Origin of the sequence: Thermobifida cellulosilytica TB100 (genome assembly GCF_001517975.1) — a bacterium.
GTDB lineage: Bacteria > Actinomycetota > Actinomycetes > Streptosporangiales > Streptosporangiaceae > Thermobifida > Thermobifida cellulosilytica.
The window spans coordinates 766,403-783,720 of record NZ_KQ950181.1 but is presented as its reverse complement, the minus strand read 5'-3'; the positions used below and the strand labels follow the sequence as shown (position 1 = coordinate 783,720).

Genomic DNA, 17,318 nt, shown 5'->3' with positions numbered 1-17,318 from the left:
GCCACGGACACCAGCCGGGCCGACCCGGCGGACAGCTCCGCCGGGTACTTGTCGGCGGCCCAGGCCACGCCCATCTGCTCCAGCGCGTACTCCACGGCCTCGCCTGCGGTCCGGCCCGCGTGGGGCCGGGCGTAGGTTTGCAGGTTCTCCCGCACGGTGAGGTCCATGAAGAGTTCCAGGGACTGGAAGGTGCGGACGATGCCGGCCCGGCTGCGGCGGTGCGCCGGCCAGGAGGTGATGCTCCGGCCGTCCAGCCGGATGTCGCCGGAGCAGCGCACCATCCCGGTGATGGCGTCGATCATGGTGGTCTTCCCGGCGCCGTTGGGGCCGATGAGCCCCACCAGGCTGCCGGGCTCGACCGCGAAGCTGACCGAGTCCACGGCGGTGACCCCGCCGTAGCGGACGGTCGTGCCGTCGAGTTCGAGCAGGCTCATGCTCTCTCCTCGTCCGGGCCTGTCAACTGCCCGGCTTGTTGCCGGCGACCCAGGACAGGTCGCCCTGGTTGTCGATGTAGTCGGCCAGGTCGCCGGGGTTGTCGATCTTCGGCGCGGAGACCAGGGTGCCGTCCTGGTACACCTGGATCAGCGCGTACGGGTTGCTGATCTGCGGCATGCCCTCCGGGGCGTTGGCCGGGTCGGTGGGGTGGGTGAGGAAGCCCTCCCACGGCTCGCCCTTGCGGAGCTGCTCCAGCACCGACTCCCGGGTGATCTCGCCCTCGATGGAGGAGAGCAGGTCGTAGGCGTACTGCATCGAGGAGGCGGCGACCGCGGTCTGGCCGGTCAGGTCCAGGTCGGGGGCGCGCTCGCCGAGGACGGTGCGGTAGGTCTCGGCGTCCTCGCTGTCGTGGTCGGCCGGCACGGCGGCGAAGGCGAAGAACGCGCCCTCGACGCTGTCGCCGGCGGCGTCGAAGACCGCCGGGGTGGCGGCGGTGGAGGACGCGCCGAGCGGGACGTCGAGTCCGACGTTGCGGGCCGCCTGGAACATCCGGGCCGCCGCGCCCTCGCCGACGGCGAGGATGACCGCGTCGGGCTTCTCCGCGGCGATCTTGGAGACCATCGGGGTGAAGTCGGCGGCCGTGGGGTCGAACTCGGTCATGTAGTAGTCCTTGCCGCCCAGCTCCTGCCACAGCTCCTTCAGGGAGGCGCCGACCTCCTGGCCGGAGGGGGTGTTGGTGTAGGCGACGGCGAGTTTTTCGGCCCCGGTGGCCGCGAAGTAGACGGCGAGGCTCGGGTAGGTGCCCGAGGCGCCCGGGGTGGTCGGGAAGTTGTGGGAGCTGACGTACTCGTCGGCGCTGACCGGCCAGCCGCCGATGTTGGCCACCCCGGCCTGCTCCATGGCGGGCAGGGCGTTGGCGCCGAAGGCCAGCGAGGAGTTGTTGACCAGGGCGACCACGCCGGAGTCGAGCAGGTTGTTGAGGCACTGCGAGGTCTTGGCGGGGTCGCCGTGGTCGTCGCAGCTCTCCACCTCCACGGGGCGGCCGTCGACGCCGCCGAGCTCCTCGTTGATGTAGGCGGCCCACGCCTCGTTGACGGTCTGCACCGCGCTGTTGTCCCAGCCCGGGTGGGTGATGGTGAGGATGGAGCCGAGCTTGATCGGCTCCCCCTCCAGGCCGCCGGAGGACGATCCCGAGGAGTCGGCGCCGTTGCAGGCGGCCAGGGCGAGGACCAGTGCGGTCGCGGCTGCGCCGGACGCGAGGCGTGCGGGGGTCGTGCGGTTCATCGGGGTGTGGCTCCTTGTCATCGGGTGGGGACCGGTCGGTCGTCGGCCGGGGCCGGCTGGTCACCGCTCTCGGCCGGTGCGGGCCGGGACGGTGCGGACTTCTGGTGTCTGCGCTCCCGGATCAGGTGTGCGGTGGAGGCCATGCCGTCGGGGTGCAACTGGATGGCCAGCAGCAGGGCCCCTCCGGCGATGACCAGTTGGTAGGCGTCGAGTCCCCAGGTGGCCAGCAACTGGGAGAACAGGCCGCCGCTGGCGCCCAGGGCGGCGAAGACGGCGCCGCTGACCATGCCGATGCCGCCGATGGCGACCATGGCGATCACGTGCAGGGACTCGAAGATCGAGAAGCGTTCGTAGGCGAAGACGTTGGCCTGGTAGCTGAGGAGCGCGCCGCCGGTCCCCGCGATGAACGCCGACAGCGCGAAGGCGGCCAGCTTGAACCACTGGACGTTGATGCCGGCGGCGGTGGCGGCGGCCTCGTTCTCCCGCACCGCCAGGGCGCGCCTGCCGAAGGTGGAGGTCCTGAGCGCGGAGACCAGGCAGGCGGCGGCGACGGCGATGACCAGGGCGACCACCGCGAAGGCGGTGGCGTCGAGCTCGTAGCCGAACAGGTCGGCGGTGGGCACGCGGTTGTAGCCCTGGCCGCCCAGCAGGCGGCCGTCGGAGAAGACGGTGATCTGGCAGATGTAGGCGGCGCTGAGGGTCACCAGGGCCAGGCTGGGGCCGCGGACGCGCAGCGAGGGCAGGCCCACGAGCAGCCCCAGCAGTGCGGCGGCCGCCCCGCTGAGGACGAGCACGAGCAGGAACGGCAGGCCGAGGTTGGCGAGCAGGGCGGTCGCCATGCCGCCGATCCCGGCGAAGGCCACCTGGGCGAGGGAGACCTGGCCGACGAAGCCGGTGACCACCACCACCGACAGGGCGATGAGGAAGCCCGCGAGGGTCACCACGCCCGCCGCCAGCCAGGAGGAGCGGACGGTGAAGATGAAGACCAGCCCGACCGCGAGGGCGACGGCGGGGCCCACCACCCGGTAGCGCGGGGGGAGGCTGATCGGCAGGCGGCCGCGCACCACCTCGCCGCGGGCGGGCAGCAGGCGTCCGGAGAAGATCATCGCGAGGATGACCACCAGGGCGGGGATCGCCTGGGCGCGTCCGGGACCGGTCCACAGCCAGGTGTACCAGGCCCCCTCGGCTCCGGTGACCAGTTGCAGCGCCGACTCGACCATGCCCAGGCCCAGGCCCGCGGCGACCGCCACCCAGAAGGAGGTGAACCGGGCGATCAGGGCGGCGGCGAAGACGGGCACCACGAGCAGCGTCAGGGCCTTGGAGTCCAGGCCCGCGACAGGGCTGACCATCACGCCCGCGACCGCTGCCAGGACGAACCCCACCGCCCAGGTCAGAGCGCCGATGAGGACCGGGGACAGGCCGCTGAGCGAGGCCCCCTTCTCGCTGTCGGAGATCGCGCGGATCGCGAGCCCGATGCGGGTGTGCCGGGAGACCAGGGCGAGCACCGCCGCCAGCGCGACGGCCACCGCGGCCAGGACGATGCGGTCCAGCGGGACGGCCGCGCCCAGCAGGTCGACCGGGACGGAGGGGACGACGGAGGGCGGAGTCTTGGTCCGCACGTCGAACAGCAGCGTCGCCAGTCCCTGGAGCAGCAGGAGCAGTGCCAGGGTGGCGATGATGCGCGCCAGCACCGGGGAGTTGCGCAGCTGCCGCATGACCAGCAGGTAGAACGCGAGCCCGAGGACGATCGCGAACACCAGGGTGAGCACGGCCGCCGGGACGGCGGGCCAGCCCAGGTCGTCCCGGAGGCCGAAGAAGACGTAGGCGCAGATCATGGCGACCGCGCCCTGGGAGAAGTTGAGGACCCCGCTCCCTCGGTAGATCATCACCAGCCCCAGGGCCAGCAGCGCGTAGGCGCCGCCGAGCCCCAGGCCCAGGAGAGCGAACTGCAACACAGACATCTGGGTGTCCTGTCGTCGGGCGTTGTGGATCTAGTGTGACGAAAGTAATATCGGTTTACGTTGAACGTCAATAGATAATCATTGGAGATGCGACCCCTGGGGGCACTCATGGCCGACACCGTCACCGCGGAGATCCTGGAACTGGAGAGGCGCCGCTGGGCGGCCCTCACCAGCGGCGACACCGCGGCGCTGCGCGAGCTGTTCTCCGCGCGGATGACCTACACGCACTCCAACGCGATGGTGGACACCAGGGACAGCTACCTCGGGGCGCTGGACGACGGAACCGTCTCCTACGTCGCGGTCGACGTGGCCGACGAGCAGGTCCGCGTCTTCGACGCCGCGGCGGTGGTCACCGGCAGCGCCGTGATCGACGCCCGGGCCGGCGGCCGGGACGTGCGCACCCACGCCCGCTACAGCGCGGTGTGGGCGCGCGAGGACGGCCGGTGGGCCTTCGTCTGCTGGCACTCCACGCCCCAGCCCCGCTAGCCGCACCCGCAGACGGCCGGTGACCCCCACCCCGGGCCGGCCCGGGACGGGTCGTGGGCGGCCCGGTCCCGCCGCACGGCGGCGCCCGGACTCGGGAGGGGGAGGAGGACGCGGGGAGAGGGTCCGGGGTGCGGCTCAGCCGGGGACGCGCCACCGGATGCTCAGCCGGGTGTGCGCGATCCGCCACCCCCGTCGGTGCGCAGGTAGTCGTCGTCGTAGGTGGCCAGGATGCGCACCGGGGCGTTGCAGCCGGGGGAGGTGTCGTAGTCGACCAGGTACCACCAGCCCTTCGCCCGGTCGCCGGAGATCCTGATGAGCGGGTTGCTGACCGAGTGCAGCCGGGTGCCGGGGATCCCGGTGGCCGCCATCTGCCGCGCATACCCCCGGCGGATCTCCTCGGTGCCCCGCCAGGAGCCGAACGCGTCCAGGTCGCAGACGGCGTCCGGGGTGAACAGCTCCATCAGCCCGTCGAGGTCCCCGGTGTCGTAGCGCCAGCAGTAGGCGTGCTTGAGCTCCTGGATCGCCTCGCGGTCGGCGGCTTCGGTGCGGTCCACTGCCTCTCCCTCCTCGGCGGTCGTCTCCTCGGCCCTCCGGTGCGGCCTAGTCCTCCCGCAGGGTGGGCAGGGCCGCGGTGAGGCCGCCGTCCACGGTGACGTCGGCCCCGGTCAGGTAGGAGCTGGCGTCGGAGGCGAGGAACAGGGCCAGCTGCGCCACCTCCTCGGGCTCGCCGCAGCGGCGCAGGGCCAGGCGGTCGTAGCGGCGGGTGTCCTTCTCGCCCAGGACCTTGGCGTGCATGGGGGTGGCGATGTGCCCGGGCAGGATCGTGTTGACCCGGATGCCGTAGCGGCCCAGCTCCAGGGCGGCCGACTTGGCCAGGCCGCGCACCCCCCACTTGGAGCTGGCGTAGGCCCCGCTGGCCGTGCTGCCGGTGGAGCCCAGCACCGAGGACACGTTGACGATCGAGCCGCCGCCCGCCGCGCGCATCGGCCCGGCCGCGGCCCGGATGCCCAGGAAGGTGCCGAGCACGTTGATGCGCAGCATCTGCTCGAACGCCTCCGGGGTCTCCTCCAGCAGGCTGCGGTTCCAGTGCACGGCCGCGTTGTTGACCAGGACCCGCAGCGGGGGCCAGCCGTCGAGGGAGTCCACGAGCAGCTCCCAGTCCCGCGGCGAGGAGACGTCCATGCGGACGAACCGGGCGCGTTCTCCCAGCTCCTCCGCCAGCGCCCGGCCCTGCTCCTCCTGGAGGTCGGCGACCACCACGTGTGCCCCGGCGGCCGCGAAGAGCCGCGCCTCGGCGGCGCCCATGCCCTGCGCGGCCCCGGTGACGACGGCGGTCCGGCCGGCGAGCGGTTGTGCGACGGTGTCCGCGGTGTGCGTCATGGTGTGCATCCCCTGAGCGAGAGACGGGTGTCGGCGGCGGGCTCCCCGCAGGGCGGCAGCCGCCGCTCCTGTGAGTCACCTCACAGAAAGGTAAACATTTTTGACGTATGACGTCAATCGTTCTGCGGAATTATTGTGGTGGTGTCCGGGCGGAGGACCCCGCTCGGGCGCCGCCGCTCCGGGACGCGCCGGGGGTTGGTCGACCCGGCGGCACCGCCACGGTCCCGGAGACGCCGCGGCCGCCGCCTCGCAGGAGGCGGCGGCCGCGCGCGTGCGGGGGCGGGCAGCGGCGCTCAGGAGCCCTCCAGCACCTCCAGGGCGGCCGCCACCAGTCCGGGGACCGCGGTCCCGGCCCGTTCGAAGCCCTCGCCGACGGTCTGCCCGGCCAGGTAGCGGGAGTGGATGCCCTCGGCGATCACCGCCAGCTTGAAGTAGCCGAACGCCACGTAGAAGTCGAGCGGGGACAGGTCCAGCCCCGAGGCGTCGGCGTAGACGCGGGCCAGCGTCTCCCGGTCGGGGAAGCCGGGGTTGGCGCTCACCGCGTGGCGGGTCCCGGTCACGTCCGCGGTGCGCGGGTCCCAGTAGACCAGCAGCAGGCCCAGGTCGGTCAGCGGGTCGCCCAGGGTGGACAGCTCCCAGTCGATGACCGCGGCGATCCCGTCGCCGTCCGGCGCGAAGATCACGTTGTCCAGCCGGTAGTCCCCGTGGACCACGCTCACCCGCTGCGCGGGCGGCACCGCCCGCTCCAGGCGGCCCACCAGCTCGGCCACCTCGGGCAGCTCCCGGGTCGCCGACAGCGACCACTGCTTGGCCCACCGCGCCACCTGGCGGGCGGTGAAGCCCTCGGGACGGCCCAGGCCCTCCAGCACGGAGGGGTCGGTGGTGTGCAGCGCGACCAGCGTCTCCACCAGGGACAGCGCGCGGCGCCGGGCCGACTCGGGCGCCAGGCCGGCGGTGTCCGCGGCGTCGCGCAGCACCGTCCCGTCGACCTGCTCCATCACGTAGAAGTCGGCGCCGAGCACGTCGTGGTCCCGGCAGAGCACCACGGGGGCGGGAACCGGGACGGCGGTGCCGTGCAGCGCGCTGATGACCCGGTACTCGCGGGCCATGTCGTGGGCGGTGGGCAGCACGTGGCCGACCGGCGGCCGCCGCAGCACCCAGCGCGAGCGGCCATCGGTGAGGCGGTAGGTCAGGTTGGAGCGGCCCCCGGTGACCAGGGAGGCCCGCAGGGGGCCGGCCAGCCCGACGGCGGACTCCAGGTACGGCGTCAGCCGTGCCAGGTCCAGACCGACGAGCCGGTCGGCCCCCGCGGCGGCGGGTTCAGCGGCCACGGAACTCCGCCTTCCCCACGCCGTTCGCCACGAAGCTGGCCATGCCGGTCTTCTGGTCCTCGGTGGCGAACAGCCCGGCGAAGAGCACGCGCTCCAACTGCAACCCGCTGTCCAGGTCGACCTCCAGGCCGCGGTCGATCGCCTCCTTGGCGGCCCGCAGCGCCATGGCGGGCCCGTTGAGGTAGGGCGCGGCCAGCTCCCGGGCCCGCTCCAGCACCCGGTCCGGCTCGACCACGTGGTCGACCAGCCCGATGGCCAGGGCCTCCTCGCTGCCGACCATGCGGCCGGAGAAGACCAGCTCCTTGGCGCGCGCCGGGCCCACCAGTCGGGGCAGCCGCTGGGTGCCCCCGGCGCCGGGGATCACCCCGAGCAGGATCTCGGGGAAGCCCAGCCTGGAGTCGGTCGCGCACACCCGCAGGTCGGCGGCGAGCGCCAGCTCGCAGCCGCCCCCCAGGGCGAACCCGTTGATCGCCGCGATGACCGGGACCGGAAGCCGCGACAGCGCGGTGCACACCTCGCCCAGGGCGCCGGAGTCGCGCACCGCCGTGCGGTAGTCCCACTCCACCATCTCCTTGACGTCCGCGCCCGCGGCGAAGACCTTCGGCCCGCCGGTGACGACGACGGCGCGGACCTCCTCGCTGCGCCGCACCTGCTCGACGGCCTGCCCCAGTTGGGCGATCAGCACCCGGTCCAGGGCGTTGACCGGCGGCTGGGACAGGGTGATCACGGCCAGCCCGCCGGAGACGTCGAGGGTGACCCGTTCCTGCTCGCTCATGAGTGGTCGTACCATCCCTTGCCGCTCTTGCGTCCCAGCTCGCCGGCCGCGGCCTTGCGGACCGACAGCTCCGGCGGGTGGAACTTCGGGTCGGCGGTGTCGGTGTAGATGTTGCGGGAGGCGTTGACGAACACGTCGATGCCGGTGAGGTCCATGGTCTCCAGCGGACCCATGGCGTGGCCGAAGCCCAGGCGGCAGGCGGTGTCGATGTCCTCGGCGGTGGCCACCCCGCTCTCGACCAGCTTCACCGCCTCGACGCTGAGCGCCACGATCAGCCGGGTGGTGACGAACCCGGCGATGTCGCGGTTGACCACCACGCAGGTCTTGCCCAGGTCCTCGGCGAAGGCCGTGGCCCGGGCGAGGGTCTCGTCGCTGGTCTTGACGCCGCGCACGACCTCGCACAGCCGCATCATCGGCACCGGGGAGAAGAAGTGGGTGCCCACCACCCGCTCGGGGTGCTCGGTCACCGCGGCGATCTGGGTGATCGGCAGGGCGCTGGTGTTGGTGGCCAGCACCGTCTGCGGCCCGCAGAGCCGGTCGAGGGTGCGGAACACCTCCTGCTTGATCTCCAGCTTCTCGACGACGGCCTCGACCACGATGTCGGCGCCGCGGGCCGCCTCCTCCAGGTCGGTGGTGGTGGTGATCCGCGCCAGGGCCTGGCCCACCTGCTCGGCGGTGACCTTCCCCTTCTTCTCCAGGCGCCGCAGCGACGACTCGATGTCGCCGAGGGCGCGCGACAACTGCTCCTCGTTGACGTCCTGGAGGGCGACGTCGTAGCCGGCCGCGGCGGCGACCTGGGCGATTCCGGAGCCCATCAGACCGGCTCCGACCACTGCAAGACTGGGCACTGCGGTTCCTTTCTGCGTCACTGGGGGGAGCGTGCGGCGGTGCGGCGGCGCACGGCCCGCTGGGCGATGGACATCCGGTGGACCTCGGAGGCCCCGTCGTAGATGCGGAAGGGGCGGACCTCCCGCAGGAACAGCGCGAGCGGCAGGTCGTGGGAGACGCCGAGCGCGCCGTGGAGCTGCACCGCGCGGTCCACGATCCGGCCCACCGCCTCGGCGACGAACGCCTTGGCGATCGAGCTCTCCGCCGACGCCCGCTCGCCCCGGTCCAGCAGCCAGGCGGCCTGGGCGATCAGGGCGCGGGAGGCGGCCAGGTCGATCTCGTTGTCGGCGAGCATCTGCTGGGCCATGCCCAGGTCGGCGAGCCGGCTGCCGAACGCCTCGCGCTCGGTGACGCGGTCCAGCGCCATGTCCTGGGCGCGCTGCGCCAGGCCGAGCCAGCGCATGCAGTGGGTGAGGCGGGCGGGCGCCAGCCGCACCTGGGCGTAGGCGAAGCCCTTGCCGACCTCGCCCAGCACGGCCTCGGGCCCGACCCGGCAGTCGGTGAACTGCACCTCGCAGTGGCCGCCGACGAAGCCCCGGTCGAGGCTGTCGATGTGGCGGACGACCTGCATGCCGGGGTTGTCGGCGTCGACGAGGAACATCGTCGCCCCGGCCGGGCTGTCCCCGTGCTCGGGCGTGCGGGCCATGCAGATCGCCCAGGCCGCGCCGTCGGCGCCGGTGATGAACCACTTGCGGCCGTTGATCACCCACGCCTCGCCGTCCCAGTGGGCCGAGGTGCGCAGCATGGACGGGTCCGACCCGGCGCCGGGGCTCGGCTCGGTCATCGCGAAGCAGGACCGGACCTCGGCGCGGGCCAGCGGTGCCAGGTAGCGCTCCTGCTGCTCGGGGGAGGCCACCTTGTGCATCAGGTGCATGTTGCCCTCGTCGGGCGCCGCGCAGTTGAGGGCGAGCGGGCCGAGCAGGCTGTAGCCGGCCTCCATGAGGACGACCGCCTGCTCCGACACCGACAGGCCCAGCCCGCCCCACCGCTTCGGGGCGGTGGGGGAGAGCAGGCCGGCGGAGGCGGCGGCCTGCTGGAGCCGGCGGCGCAGCTCGTCGGTGGGCTCCGCCCCGCCGGCCAGCTCGCGCTCGGCGGGGATCACCTCCTCGCGGACGAAGCTGCGGACGCGGTCGCGCAGCTCCGCGATCCGGGGGTCGGTCACCGTGTCGAACGCCGTCATTGCGCCGTCCACCCGCCGTCCACCACGAGGAAGGACCCGGTCATGTAGCTGCCCGCGTCGGAGGCGAGCAGCAGCAGGGCGCCCACCAGCTCGTCGGCGTCGCCGAGGCGGCGCATCGGGATGCTGGCCAGCGCGCTGGCCGCGGCCTTCTCGTCGGCCTCGATCGCCGCGGTCATGTCGGAGTGGATCAGCCCGGGCACCAGCGCGTTGACGCGGATGCCGCGCCGCAGGGTCCACTGCATCGCCAGGTCGCGGGTGATGCCGAGCAGCCCGGCCTTGGAGGCGCTGTAGGCGGCCTGCGGGGCGTCGGTGGAGACCATGCCCAGCACCGACGACACGTTGATGATGGAGCCGCCGTGGCCCGCGGCGATGCACGCCCGGCCGAACGCCTGCGCCATCTGGTAGGCCCCGATCAGGTTGATCTGCAGGACCCGGGTGAACTCGGCCGGGTCGTCCTTGTGGGAGGGCACGACCCGCCCCACGCCGGCGTTGTTGACCAGCACGTCCGTTCCGCCGAGCCGGTCGCGGGCGGCGGCGACGAGGGCCTCGCAGTCGGCCGGGTCGGCCACGTCGGTGCGTACCGCGACGCAGCGGCGGCCCAGCGCCTCGATCTTCTTCCTGGTCTCGTCCAGGAGGTCGGTGCGGCGGGCGCCGAGGGCGACGTCGGCGCCCGCCTCCGCGAGGGCGAGGGCGAAGGTGACCCCCAGGCCGGAGGAGGCTCCTGTCACGATCGCGACCCTGCCCTCGAGACTGAACCGGTCGAAGACGCTCATGACACCCTCGCAGCGGCGCGGTCCCACTCGGCGTCGAGGATCCCCCTGAGGTAGGAGAGCCGCTCCTTGCCGGAGACGAAGTCGAACTTCACCGTCCCGAACGGGTCGATCCGGTTGCGCAGCAGGTCGAGCTGCTGGGGCGTCGGTTCGGCGGTGGTCGGCACCTCGGCGGGCACCTCCAGCTCGAAGCCGGTGTTGTCGACGACGGTCTGCACGTCGACCCCGGGGTGCACGCTCTCGATGCGGAAGGGCCGGTCGTCCTCGTCCTTGACCAGCACGGCCAGGTTGGTGACGACGACGATGGGGCCGGGCTGAAGGCCGGCCTCCTCGCGGGCGCGGTCGCCGACCTTCCAGCGGGTGCCGGTCACGAACTGGACCTTGTCGACCAGGGTCCGCGGGTTGTGGTTGCCGAAGTAGGCGATCATCTTCCGGTACATCTTGATCACCTCGGCCGCCCCGGCGCCTCCGGGCAGGCGGACCTTGGGCGCCTCGAACGGGCCGATCGCCGACAGGTTGATCGCCCCGCTGCCGTCGAACTGCGCCGAGGAGACGGCCTCGACCCCGCCGTGGTTGGCCAGGTGGATCGAGTTGATCTCGGTCAGCATGCCCCAGCGGCAGACCGCGCCCTTGTAGGCGGAGGCCTCGGCGCCGGTGAAGGAGAGCTGGACGGGGGCCATGCCCACCGCGTCGAAGCCCACCAGGTAGGCGTCCTTGGCGTGGGTCAGCTTGGCCAGCATGTAGGAGGCGTAGGCCAGCGGGGTGAAGGACCCCATCACGGTGACGCCGTCGTTGTCGACCTCGGCCGCGACGCGGCAGGTCATCAGTTCGTGGATCTCGTAGTCGGTCACGCCTGTGCTCCCTCGATGACTTCGGCTGCGTCGACGAGGGCGCCGAGGACCTTGTCGCGGCCCTTCAGCACCCGCTCCCGGTAGCCCTCCTCGGTCTCGTTGCGGATCCGTGCGACGTACTCGGCGATCGCCTCGGGGTCGCCCGCGGCCGCGGCGTAGTCCATGAGCTCCCAGGCGTCCATGGCGTAGCGGGGGACGTGCGACGTGGGGTGCGCGCCGAAGGGGGCCTCGATCACCGCGTCGACGTAGTAGCCGGGGAGCTTGGTCATGTGCGCGTTCTCGACGATCACCCGGCGGTCGACGACCTCCTCGCAGGTGACGATGACCCGCTTGGCGGCCTTGGCCATCTCCACGTCGGGGCCGGAGGTGCCGTCCCACTGGGCGTTGCCCTCGGCGTCGGCGCGCAGGGCGTGCACGATCGCGACGTCGGGTTGCAGGGCGCGCACCGCGGTGAGCTGCTCGCCGGTGAACGGGCAGTTGGTGGTGGCGTAGATCTCGGGGTAGCGGGCCGGGATGTCGGAGCCGAAGGGGCCCCGGTAGGGCAGGTACGGCATGCCGCGGCCCTGCGCCTCCAGGCCGATCAGCAGGCCCAGGCCGGTGTACTCGGTGAACGGCAGGCTGCCCGACTCGATGCCCCTGCGGACGTTGGGGGCCAGCCCGAACGCCTCCAGGGTGACCATGGAGAAGGACAGGTGGCCCAGCGTCCCCGCGGCCGCCATCAGGTCCATGTCGACCGAGCCGACGACGGTGATCGCGTGGATGCCGGTGCGCCCGGCCCGGATGAGCTGGCGTACCGCGGCCATCGGGTGGTTGGCGAACCAGCCGCCGCCGAAGGCGACGGACTCGCCGTCGCGGACGAGTTCCCCGAGGCTCTCCAGGGGAACGACCTTGCCGTTCGTTCTGCTGCTGCTCATGGTTGCACCACGGCTCCCTGATCGAACACGCTTCCTCCATGCACTGTCGCTGTGAATTTACCGTTCAACGTCAAACGTGTAAATACTCGGCGGGAAATCGTCACCGGGCCAGGCCGCGCAGCCCCTTGGCCGCCATGAAGTCGGAGATCCGCTGCCACACCTCGTCCTGGCGGAGCATCACCTGGTCGGCCACGGCCTCGATGTCGGCGGCGCGCCTGGGGTCGAGGCGGGGGCCGCAGTCGATGGCCAGGCTGGCGAAGTAGGCGGAGGGCCAGGGCAGCTTCTCGATCGCGGCGGCCACGCCCTCCAGCTCCTCGGCCAGCCGGTCGTGCGGGACGACCCGGCTGACGATGCCCGCGCGCAGCGCCTCCTCGGCGTCGACGATGCGGGAGGTGAGGATCATGTCCTTGGCGAACGCCTCCCCGGTGGCCCGGGCCAGGCGGCTGGTGCCGCCGACGTCGGGGACGATCCCCATGCGCATCTGCGGCATGGCGAACACCGCCCGGTCGCTGGCGATGCGGATGTCGCAGGCCAGCGCCAGCTCCAGTCCGGCTCCCACGGCGGGGCCGTTGATCGCGGCCACGGTGGGCTGGGGGACCCGCTCGAAGCGGTCCACGATCGTGGCCCAGCGCCGGATGAACGACGGGTAGCTGCCCCGCTCCACCTCCAGCGAGGCGCCGATGGCGGCGAAGTCCACTCCGGCGCAGAACGCCGGCCCGTTGCCCGTGAGGGTCACCACGCGCAGGTCGTCGCGGCGCTCGACGTCGGCCATGGTCCGGTCGAGGTCGTCCCAGGCCTCGAAGGTGAGCGCGTTGCGCTCGTCGGGCCGGTCCAGCGCGATGTCGAGCCGGGAGCCGGAGTCGGTGAGCTGCAGGGTCTGCGGGGCGGATGCGGTCATGGTCGTCTCCTTGCGTCCGGGGGCCGGGTGCGGGGTGCCGCCGCGCGGGCGGAGCGGCGCGCGCCGTCCCCTCCGCGGCGCGGCGGCGCCCCGTCGACTGTTGTCATCTCCCAGCACAATATGCAAGACTAACGTTCAACGTAAAGAAATAGTTTCTGTGGAGATGCCCGTGGACGCTACGACCGACCAGGCCGAGCAGGTGGTGGCCGGAAGCGCGCTGCACGCGGGACGGCTGATCACCCGGATCGAGAACGGGCGGGCCGACGCGCGCGCAGTGCTGCGCTCACTGGCACCGCACTGCGGAAAGGCCCAGCTCATCGGGGTCACCGGACCACCCGGAGCGGGCAAGAGCACACTCGTCTCGGCACTCATCCGCGAACTGCGGGGCCGGGGCCGCACCGTCGGCGTCATCGCGGTCGACCCCTCCAGCCCGTTCAGCGGCGGCGCGCTGCTCGGCGACCGCGACCGGATGGTGGAGTCGTCCAGCGGGGACAGCGGCGTCTTCATCCGCTCCCTCGCCTCCCGGGGCGCCTCGGGAGGACTCGCCGCGGCCGCCAACGACGCCGTCGACGTGCTCGACGCGATGGGCAAGGACGTCGTCATCGTCGAGACCGTCGGCGTCGGCCAGGGGGAGTTCGACATCGCCCGGATCGCCCACACCGTCGTCCTCGTGCTCGTCCCCGGCTACGGCGACGCCCTGCAGGCGATGAAGGCCGGCATCACCGAGATCGCCGACGTCGTCGTGGTCAACAAGAGCGACAGCCCAGGCGCCGAGCAGACCTTCAAGGAGCTGGCCGCCCAGGGGTTCCAGCGCACCGGGCCCGACGGGGGCCCGCCCTGGCCGGTCCCCGTGCTTCAGGCCTCCGCCCTGCGCCACGACGGCATCGCCGAACTGGTCGACGCGGTCGACGAGCACCACCGCTTCACCGGGCGGACGGCGTGGCGCACCGCCCACGAACACGCCCGCCGACGGGCGCGGTTCATCGCCTTCGCCAACGACCGACTCCGCGAGGAACTGCTCGAGACCGCCGCCGACGCCCGCGCCCTGACCGATCCCTACGGGGCCGCCGAGGAGTTCGTCACCGAGCTGATCGAGGCCCACCGCAGACTTACCGCCCACCGGGCAGCCGGAGCAGAAACGGAGCAGAAGTGAAGTTCGAACTCAGCGACAAGTTCGAGGCCGCCAAGGAGACCTGGGCCGCACGCCGGGCCCGGTACGCCGACCGGCTCCGTCCGGCCAAGACGCTGTCGGGCCTGCCGGTCAAGACCGTCTACACCCCCGAGGACCTCGCCGACAGCGACCTGGAGGAGATGCCGGGCGCCTACCCCTTCACCCGGGGCCTGCACCCCGACGGCTACGCCCTGACGCCGTGGATGCAGCAGATGGTCTTCGGCTACGGGACCATCGAGGAGACCCGGCAGAAGATGGAGAAGATGGTCGCCGAGGGCATGGAAGGCTACTTCGGCCACAAGGTCTTCAACACCGTCTACGACATCCCCTGCATGTACGGCATCGACGCCGACCACCCCGAGGCCAAGGGCAACCTCGGCCAGTGCGGCGTCCACATGAGCACCGGCGACGACTACGACGAGCTGATCCGCGGCTGGGACCTGGAGACCACCAACTTCTCCATGATCACCGGCGACAACTGCCTGCCCGCGCTCGCGCTGCTCGCCGCCGCCGTGGAGCGGCGCGGCGAGCCCCTCCACAAGCTGCACGGCAACTCGATGAACTGGTACCCGCGGATCGCGGTCCAGGACATCCCCTCCTGGGAGCCCAAGTGGGGCTACGCCCTCATGATCGACCTGATCAAGTGGGCCAAGGACAACGCCCCCGCCTGGAACCCGGCCAACATCTTCATGTACGGCCTCTCCGAGGCGGGCGCCACCCCGGTCCAGGAACTCGCCTACGGCCTGTCCTGGGGCAAGTCGATCATCGACGCGGGCCTGGAGGCGGGCCTGGCGCCGGACGACTTCATCGGCCGCCTCTCCTTCCAGATCGGGTGCACCGTCAACCTGTTCGAGGAGGTCGCCAAGTTCCGCGCGCACCGCCGCATGTGGGCCAAGATCTGCAAGGAGGCCGGCGTCACCAAGCCCTCCAACATGCACGCCCGGGTGCACGTCCACACCAGCGGCTACGTGCTCACCCAGCAGCAGCTGATGAACAACAACGCGCGGATCACCCTGCAAGCGCTGGCCGCCGTCCTGGGCGGGGTGCAGTCCATCCACACCTGCTCCTACGACGAGGCCGTCGGCGTGCCCACCGAGGAGTCGCACCGCACCGCGCTGCGCACCCAGCAGATCCTCATGCTGGAGAGCGGCGTGCGCGACGTCGCCGACCCGCTGGGCGGCTCCTACTACGTCGAGAAGCTCACCGACGAGATGGAGGCGGCCGCCTGGGAGATCTACGAGGAGCTGGAGGCGTCCGGCGGCTACCGCAGGGGCATCGAGACCGGCGAGATCAAGCGCAACATCGACAACGCCTCCTACGAGATGAAGAAGCGGATCAACAGCGGCGACCTGCCGGTGGTGGGCGTCAACCGCTACGTCTCGGAGCAGACGGAGAACTACGAGCCGTTCCGCATCGACGAGGCCATCGAGGACAAGGCCCGGGCCCGGCTGGAGGCCTACCGCGCCAAGCGGGACCAGGCCGCCGTGGACGAGGCGCTCGAAGGCGTCCGCGAGGCGTGCCAGGCGCTGAAGGACGGCACCGGCCCGCTCATGCCCGCGCTGGTGGAGGCGGCCCGCAAGGGCGTCACCAACGGCGAGATGATGGTGCCGATGCGCGAGGCGTTCGGCTGGTACGTCAGCGAGTGAGTCCCGCGGATCAGCCGATCCGCACACAGCACAAGGAGTGGACTGTGTCCCAGGAGCGCATCAAGGTCCTGCTGGCCAAGAAGAAGATCGACGTTCACGGCCGCGGGACGAAACTGATCGCACGAGAGCTCCGCGACGCCGGCATGGAGGTCGTCTACTTCCGGTTCGGGGTGGTGGAGGAGATCGCCGAGGCGGCCCTGCAGGAGGACGTCGACGTGGTCGCGGTGAGCATCATGACCAGCGGCCAGATGCAGGTCGCCAGGGAGCTCATCCCCGCGCTCAAGGAGCGCGGCATGACCGACGTCCTGGTGATCATGGGCGGCATCATCCCCGAGGTGGACTTCGAGCCCCTCCGTGAGCTGGGCGTGCACCGCTGCTTCCCGCCCGGCCTGCCCGGCGGCGTCGTCGCCGACTACATCCGGGAGAACGTCGGCACGGCGACTCTCGCCTAGCCGACCGGTCGGCAGCCCCGGCGCCGCGGCCGCAGACCGCGGGCGGAGCACCCCGGTGCCGGGGCGGGGCCCGTGCGTCCAGCGACGGGCCTCCCGCGCCGTCCGCCCGCCCCGGGGCGGGCGGCGCCCGAGCGTGGAATCACCCAGCGGTTTCCCGAGGGAGGGATCGTCGTGGCAACGTTGTCAGGAGTGGACGGCAAGGGAATCGTCGTCACCGGGGGCGGCGGCGGGCTCGGATCGGCCATGGCCGCCGAGTTCTGCCGGCTCGGCGCCAGGGTCGTGGTGTGCGGACGCACCAGGGAGAGCCTGGAGGAGACCGTCCGGCGCATCGACGAGGAGCTCGGCGAGGGCCGGGCGTTCGCGGTCACCGCGGACGTGCGCGACCCCGGGTCGGTGGCGGCGATGCTCGACCGGGCGACCGAGCTGCTCGGTGAGGTCGACGGGCTGGTCAACAACGCCTCGGGGCTCTTCCCGGTCGACGCCGAGAAGCTCACCCCCAACGGTTTCGACGCGGTCGTGCGGATCGTGCTCCACGGCACCTGGCACTGCACCTCCGAGCTGGGGCGGCGCTGGCTCGCCGCCGGCCGTGGGGGAGCGGTGGTCAACGTGCTCACCCCCTACGCGTGGATGGGCGCGCCCGGGATCGTGCACAACGCCTCCGCCAAGGGCGGCGTGCTCGCCATGACCCGCACCCTCGGCGCCGAGTGGGCCGGCCGCGGCGTGCGGGTCAACGCGATCGCCCCCGGGTGGATGCCGGTGGGCGGCACCGACTTCCTCGCCGGCGACCCGCAGACCCGCAGCAGGCTGATCGACGCCATCCCGGCCGGGCGGCTGCTGCGCGCGGAGGAGACCGCCCGGGCGGCGGCCTACCTGCTCTCCGACGACGCCTCCTACGT

At 72.2% G+C, this 17,318-nt stretch carries 18 protein-coding genes; 5 read left to right on the top strand and 13 right to left on the bottom strand.

Features of this window, described 5'->3' with window-relative positions:
* From AC529_RS09720 to AC529_RS09710, 3 genes are all read right to left on the bottom strand, one after another.
* Positions 1-434 (bottom strand): ATP-binding cassette domain-containing protein (locus AC529_RS09720; protein WP_157080174.1); only part of this gene is annotated, 434 nt, incomplete at its 3' end.
* 22 nt (positions 435-456) lie between these two features.
* Positions 457-1,719, bottom strand: coding sequence for an ABC transporter substrate-binding protein (locus AC529_RS09715; RefSeq protein WP_068755748.1), 1,263 nt, complete (start codon positions 1,717-1,719; stop codon positions 457-459).
* 17 nt (positions 1,720-1,736) lie between these two features.
* On the bottom strand, positions 1,737-3,680 hold the full coding sequence (locus AC529_RS09710) for an ABC transporter permease (protein ID WP_068755746.1): 1,944 nt from the start codon (positions 3,678-3,680) through the stop codon (positions 1,737-1,739).
* Between the two features lie 87 nt (positions 3,681-3,767).
* On the opposite strand from AC529_RS09710, the gene AC529_RS09705 reads away from it, so the two are divergent.
* Positions 3,768-4,166 (top strand): nuclear transport factor 2 family protein, encoded by a 399-nt coding sequence (locus AC529_RS09705; protein WP_083948063.1) that lies wholly within the window; start codon positions 3,768-3,770, stop codon positions 4,164-4,166.
* 161 nt (positions 4,167-4,327) lie between these two features.
* Here AC529_RS09705 and AC529_RS09700 read toward each other — a convergent pair whose 3' ends face one another.
* The 10 genes from AC529_RS09700 to AC529_RS09655 form a co-directional block, all read right to left on the bottom strand.
* Positions 4,328-4,720: a nuclear transport factor 2 family protein gene (locus AC529_RS09700; RefSeq protein ID WP_068755742.1), complete on the bottom strand. Its 393-nt coding sequence runs from the start codon at positions 4,718-4,720 to the stop codon at positions 4,328-4,330.
* 46 nt (positions 4,721-4,766) lie between these two features.
* Positions 4,767-5,546, bottom strand: coding sequence for an SDR family NAD(P)-dependent oxidoreductase (locus AC529_RS09695; RefSeq protein ID WP_068755996.1), 780 nt, complete (start codon positions 5,544-5,546; stop codon positions 4,767-4,769).
* Positions 5,547-5,839: 293 nt separating this feature from the next.
* Positions 5,840-6,877, bottom strand: a complete 1,038-nt coding sequence (locus AC529_RS09690; RefSeq protein WP_068755739.1) for a phosphotransferase family protein — start codon at positions 6,875-6,877, stop codon at positions 5,840-5,842.
* Positions 6,867-7,652, bottom strand: coding sequence for an enoyl-CoA hydratase/isomerase family protein (locus AC529_RS09685; RefSeq protein WP_068755737.1), 786 nt, complete (start codon positions 7,650-7,652; stop codon positions 6,867-6,869). The genes AC529_RS09690 and AC529_RS09685 overlap by 11 nt, the downstream gene beginning before the upstream one ends.
* On the bottom strand, positions 7,649-8,500 hold the full coding sequence (locus AC529_RS09680) for a 3-hydroxyacyl-CoA dehydrogenase family protein (protein WP_198156364.1): 852 nt from the start codon (positions 8,498-8,500) through the stop codon (positions 7,649-7,651). Before AC529_RS09680 ends, AC529_RS09685 begins: the two co-directional genes overlap by 4 nt.
* Positions 8,501-8,517: 17 nt before the next feature.
* Positions 8,518-9,720, bottom strand: a complete 1,203-nt coding sequence (locus tag AC529_RS09675) for an acyl-CoA dehydrogenase family protein (protein ID WP_083948062.1) — start codon at positions 9,718-9,720, stop codon at positions 8,518-8,520.
* Positions 9,717-10,493 carry an SDR family NAD(P)-dependent oxidoreductase gene (locus AC529_RS09670; protein ID WP_068755735.1) on the bottom strand — a complete coding sequence of 259 codons (777 nt, stop codon included), beginning with the start codon at positions 10,491-10,493 and terminating at the stop codon, positions 9,717-9,719. The genes AC529_RS09675 and AC529_RS09670 overlap by 4 nt, the downstream gene beginning before the upstream one ends.
* Complete coding sequence (locus AC529_RS09665) at positions 10,490-11,341, bottom strand: CoA-transferase (protein ID WP_068755733.1); 852 nt, start codon at positions 11,339-11,341, stop codon at positions 10,490-10,492. The genes AC529_RS09670 and AC529_RS09665 overlap by 4 nt, the downstream gene beginning before the upstream one ends.
* On the bottom strand, positions 11,338-12,255 hold the full coding sequence (locus AC529_RS09660; protein WP_068755731.1) for a CoA transferase subunit A: 918 nt from the start codon (positions 12,253-12,255) through the stop codon (positions 11,338-11,340). The genes AC529_RS09665 and AC529_RS09660 overlap by 4 nt, the downstream gene beginning before the upstream one ends.
* 100 nt (positions 12,256-12,355) lie before the next feature.
* Positions 12,356-13,153 (bottom strand): enoyl-CoA hydratase/isomerase family protein, encoded by a 798-nt coding sequence (locus AC529_RS09655; protein ID WP_068755729.1) that lies wholly within the window; start codon positions 13,151-13,153, stop codon positions 12,356-12,358.
* Positions 13,154-13,322: 169 nt separating this feature from the next.
* Between AC529_RS09655 and meaB the strand changes: the two genes are divergently transcribed.
* The 4 genes from meaB to AC529_RS09635 all read left to right on the top strand — a co-directional run.
* The gene (gene meaB, locus AC529_RS09650; RefSeq protein WP_232306660.1) at positions 13,323-14,306 is read left to right on the top strand and encodes a methylmalonyl Co-A mutase-associated GTPase MeaB; all 984 of its coding nucleotides are present in this window, start codon (positions 13,323-13,325) and stop codon (positions 14,304-14,306) included.
* Complete coding sequence (locus AC529_RS09645) at positions 14,303-15,970, top strand: acyl-CoA mutase large subunit family protein (protein ID WP_068755724.1); 1,668 nt, start codon at positions 14,303-14,305, stop codon at positions 15,968-15,970. The genes meaB and AC529_RS09645 overlap by 4 nt, the downstream gene beginning before the upstream one ends.
* Before the next feature lie 44 nt (positions 15,971-16,014).
* Positions 16,015-16,422: a cobalamin B12-binding domain-containing protein gene (locus tag AC529_RS09640; protein ID WP_068755722.1), complete on the top strand. Its 408-nt coding sequence runs from the start codon at positions 16,015-16,017 to the stop codon at positions 16,420-16,422.
* Positions 16,423-16,593: 171 nt separating this feature from the next.
* Positions 16,594-17,318, top strand: a 725-nt coding sequence (locus AC529_RS09635; protein WP_157080147.1) for an SDR family oxidoreductase, incomplete at its 3' end; no start/stop codon positions are given.

Bases quoted from the DNA above. Each gene is read 5' to 3' on its own strand.
- AC529_RS09715 (WP_068755748.1), bottom strand. From the start codon at position 1,719: ATGAACCGCACGACCCCCGCACGCCTCGCGTCCGGCGCAGCCGCGACC.
- AC529_RS09710 (WP_068755746.1), bottom strand. From the start codon at position 3,680: ATGTCTGTGTTGCAGTTCGCTCTCCTGGGCCTGGGGCTCGGCGGCGCC.
- AC529_RS09705 (WP_083948063.1), top strand. From the start codon at position 3,768: ATGCGACCCCTGGGGGCACTCATGGCCGACACCGTCACCGCGGAGATC.
- AC529_RS09695 (WP_068755996.1), bottom strand. From the start codon at position 5,546: ATGACGCACACCGCGGACACCGTCGCACAACCGCTCGCCGGCCGGACC.
- AC529_RS09685 (WP_068755737.1), bottom strand. From the start codon at position 7,652: ATGAGCGAGCAGGAACGGGTCACCCTCGACGTCTCCGGCGGGCTGGCC.
- AC529_RS09675 (WP_083948062.1), bottom strand. From the start codon at position 9,720: ATGACGGCGTTCGACACGGTGACCGACCCCCGGATCGCGGAGCTGCGC.
- AC529_RS09670 (WP_068755735.1), bottom strand. From the start codon at position 10,493: ATGAGCGTCTTCGACCGGTTCAGTCTCGAGGGCAGGGTCGCGATCGTG.
- AC529_RS09660 (WP_068755731.1), bottom strand. From the start codon at position 12,255: ATGAGCAGCAGCAGAACGAACGGCAAGGTCGTTCCCCTGGAGAGCCTC.
- AC529_RS09655 (WP_068755729.1), bottom strand. From the start codon at position 13,153: ATGACCGCATCCGCCCCGCAGACCCTGCAGCTCACCGACTCCGGCTCC.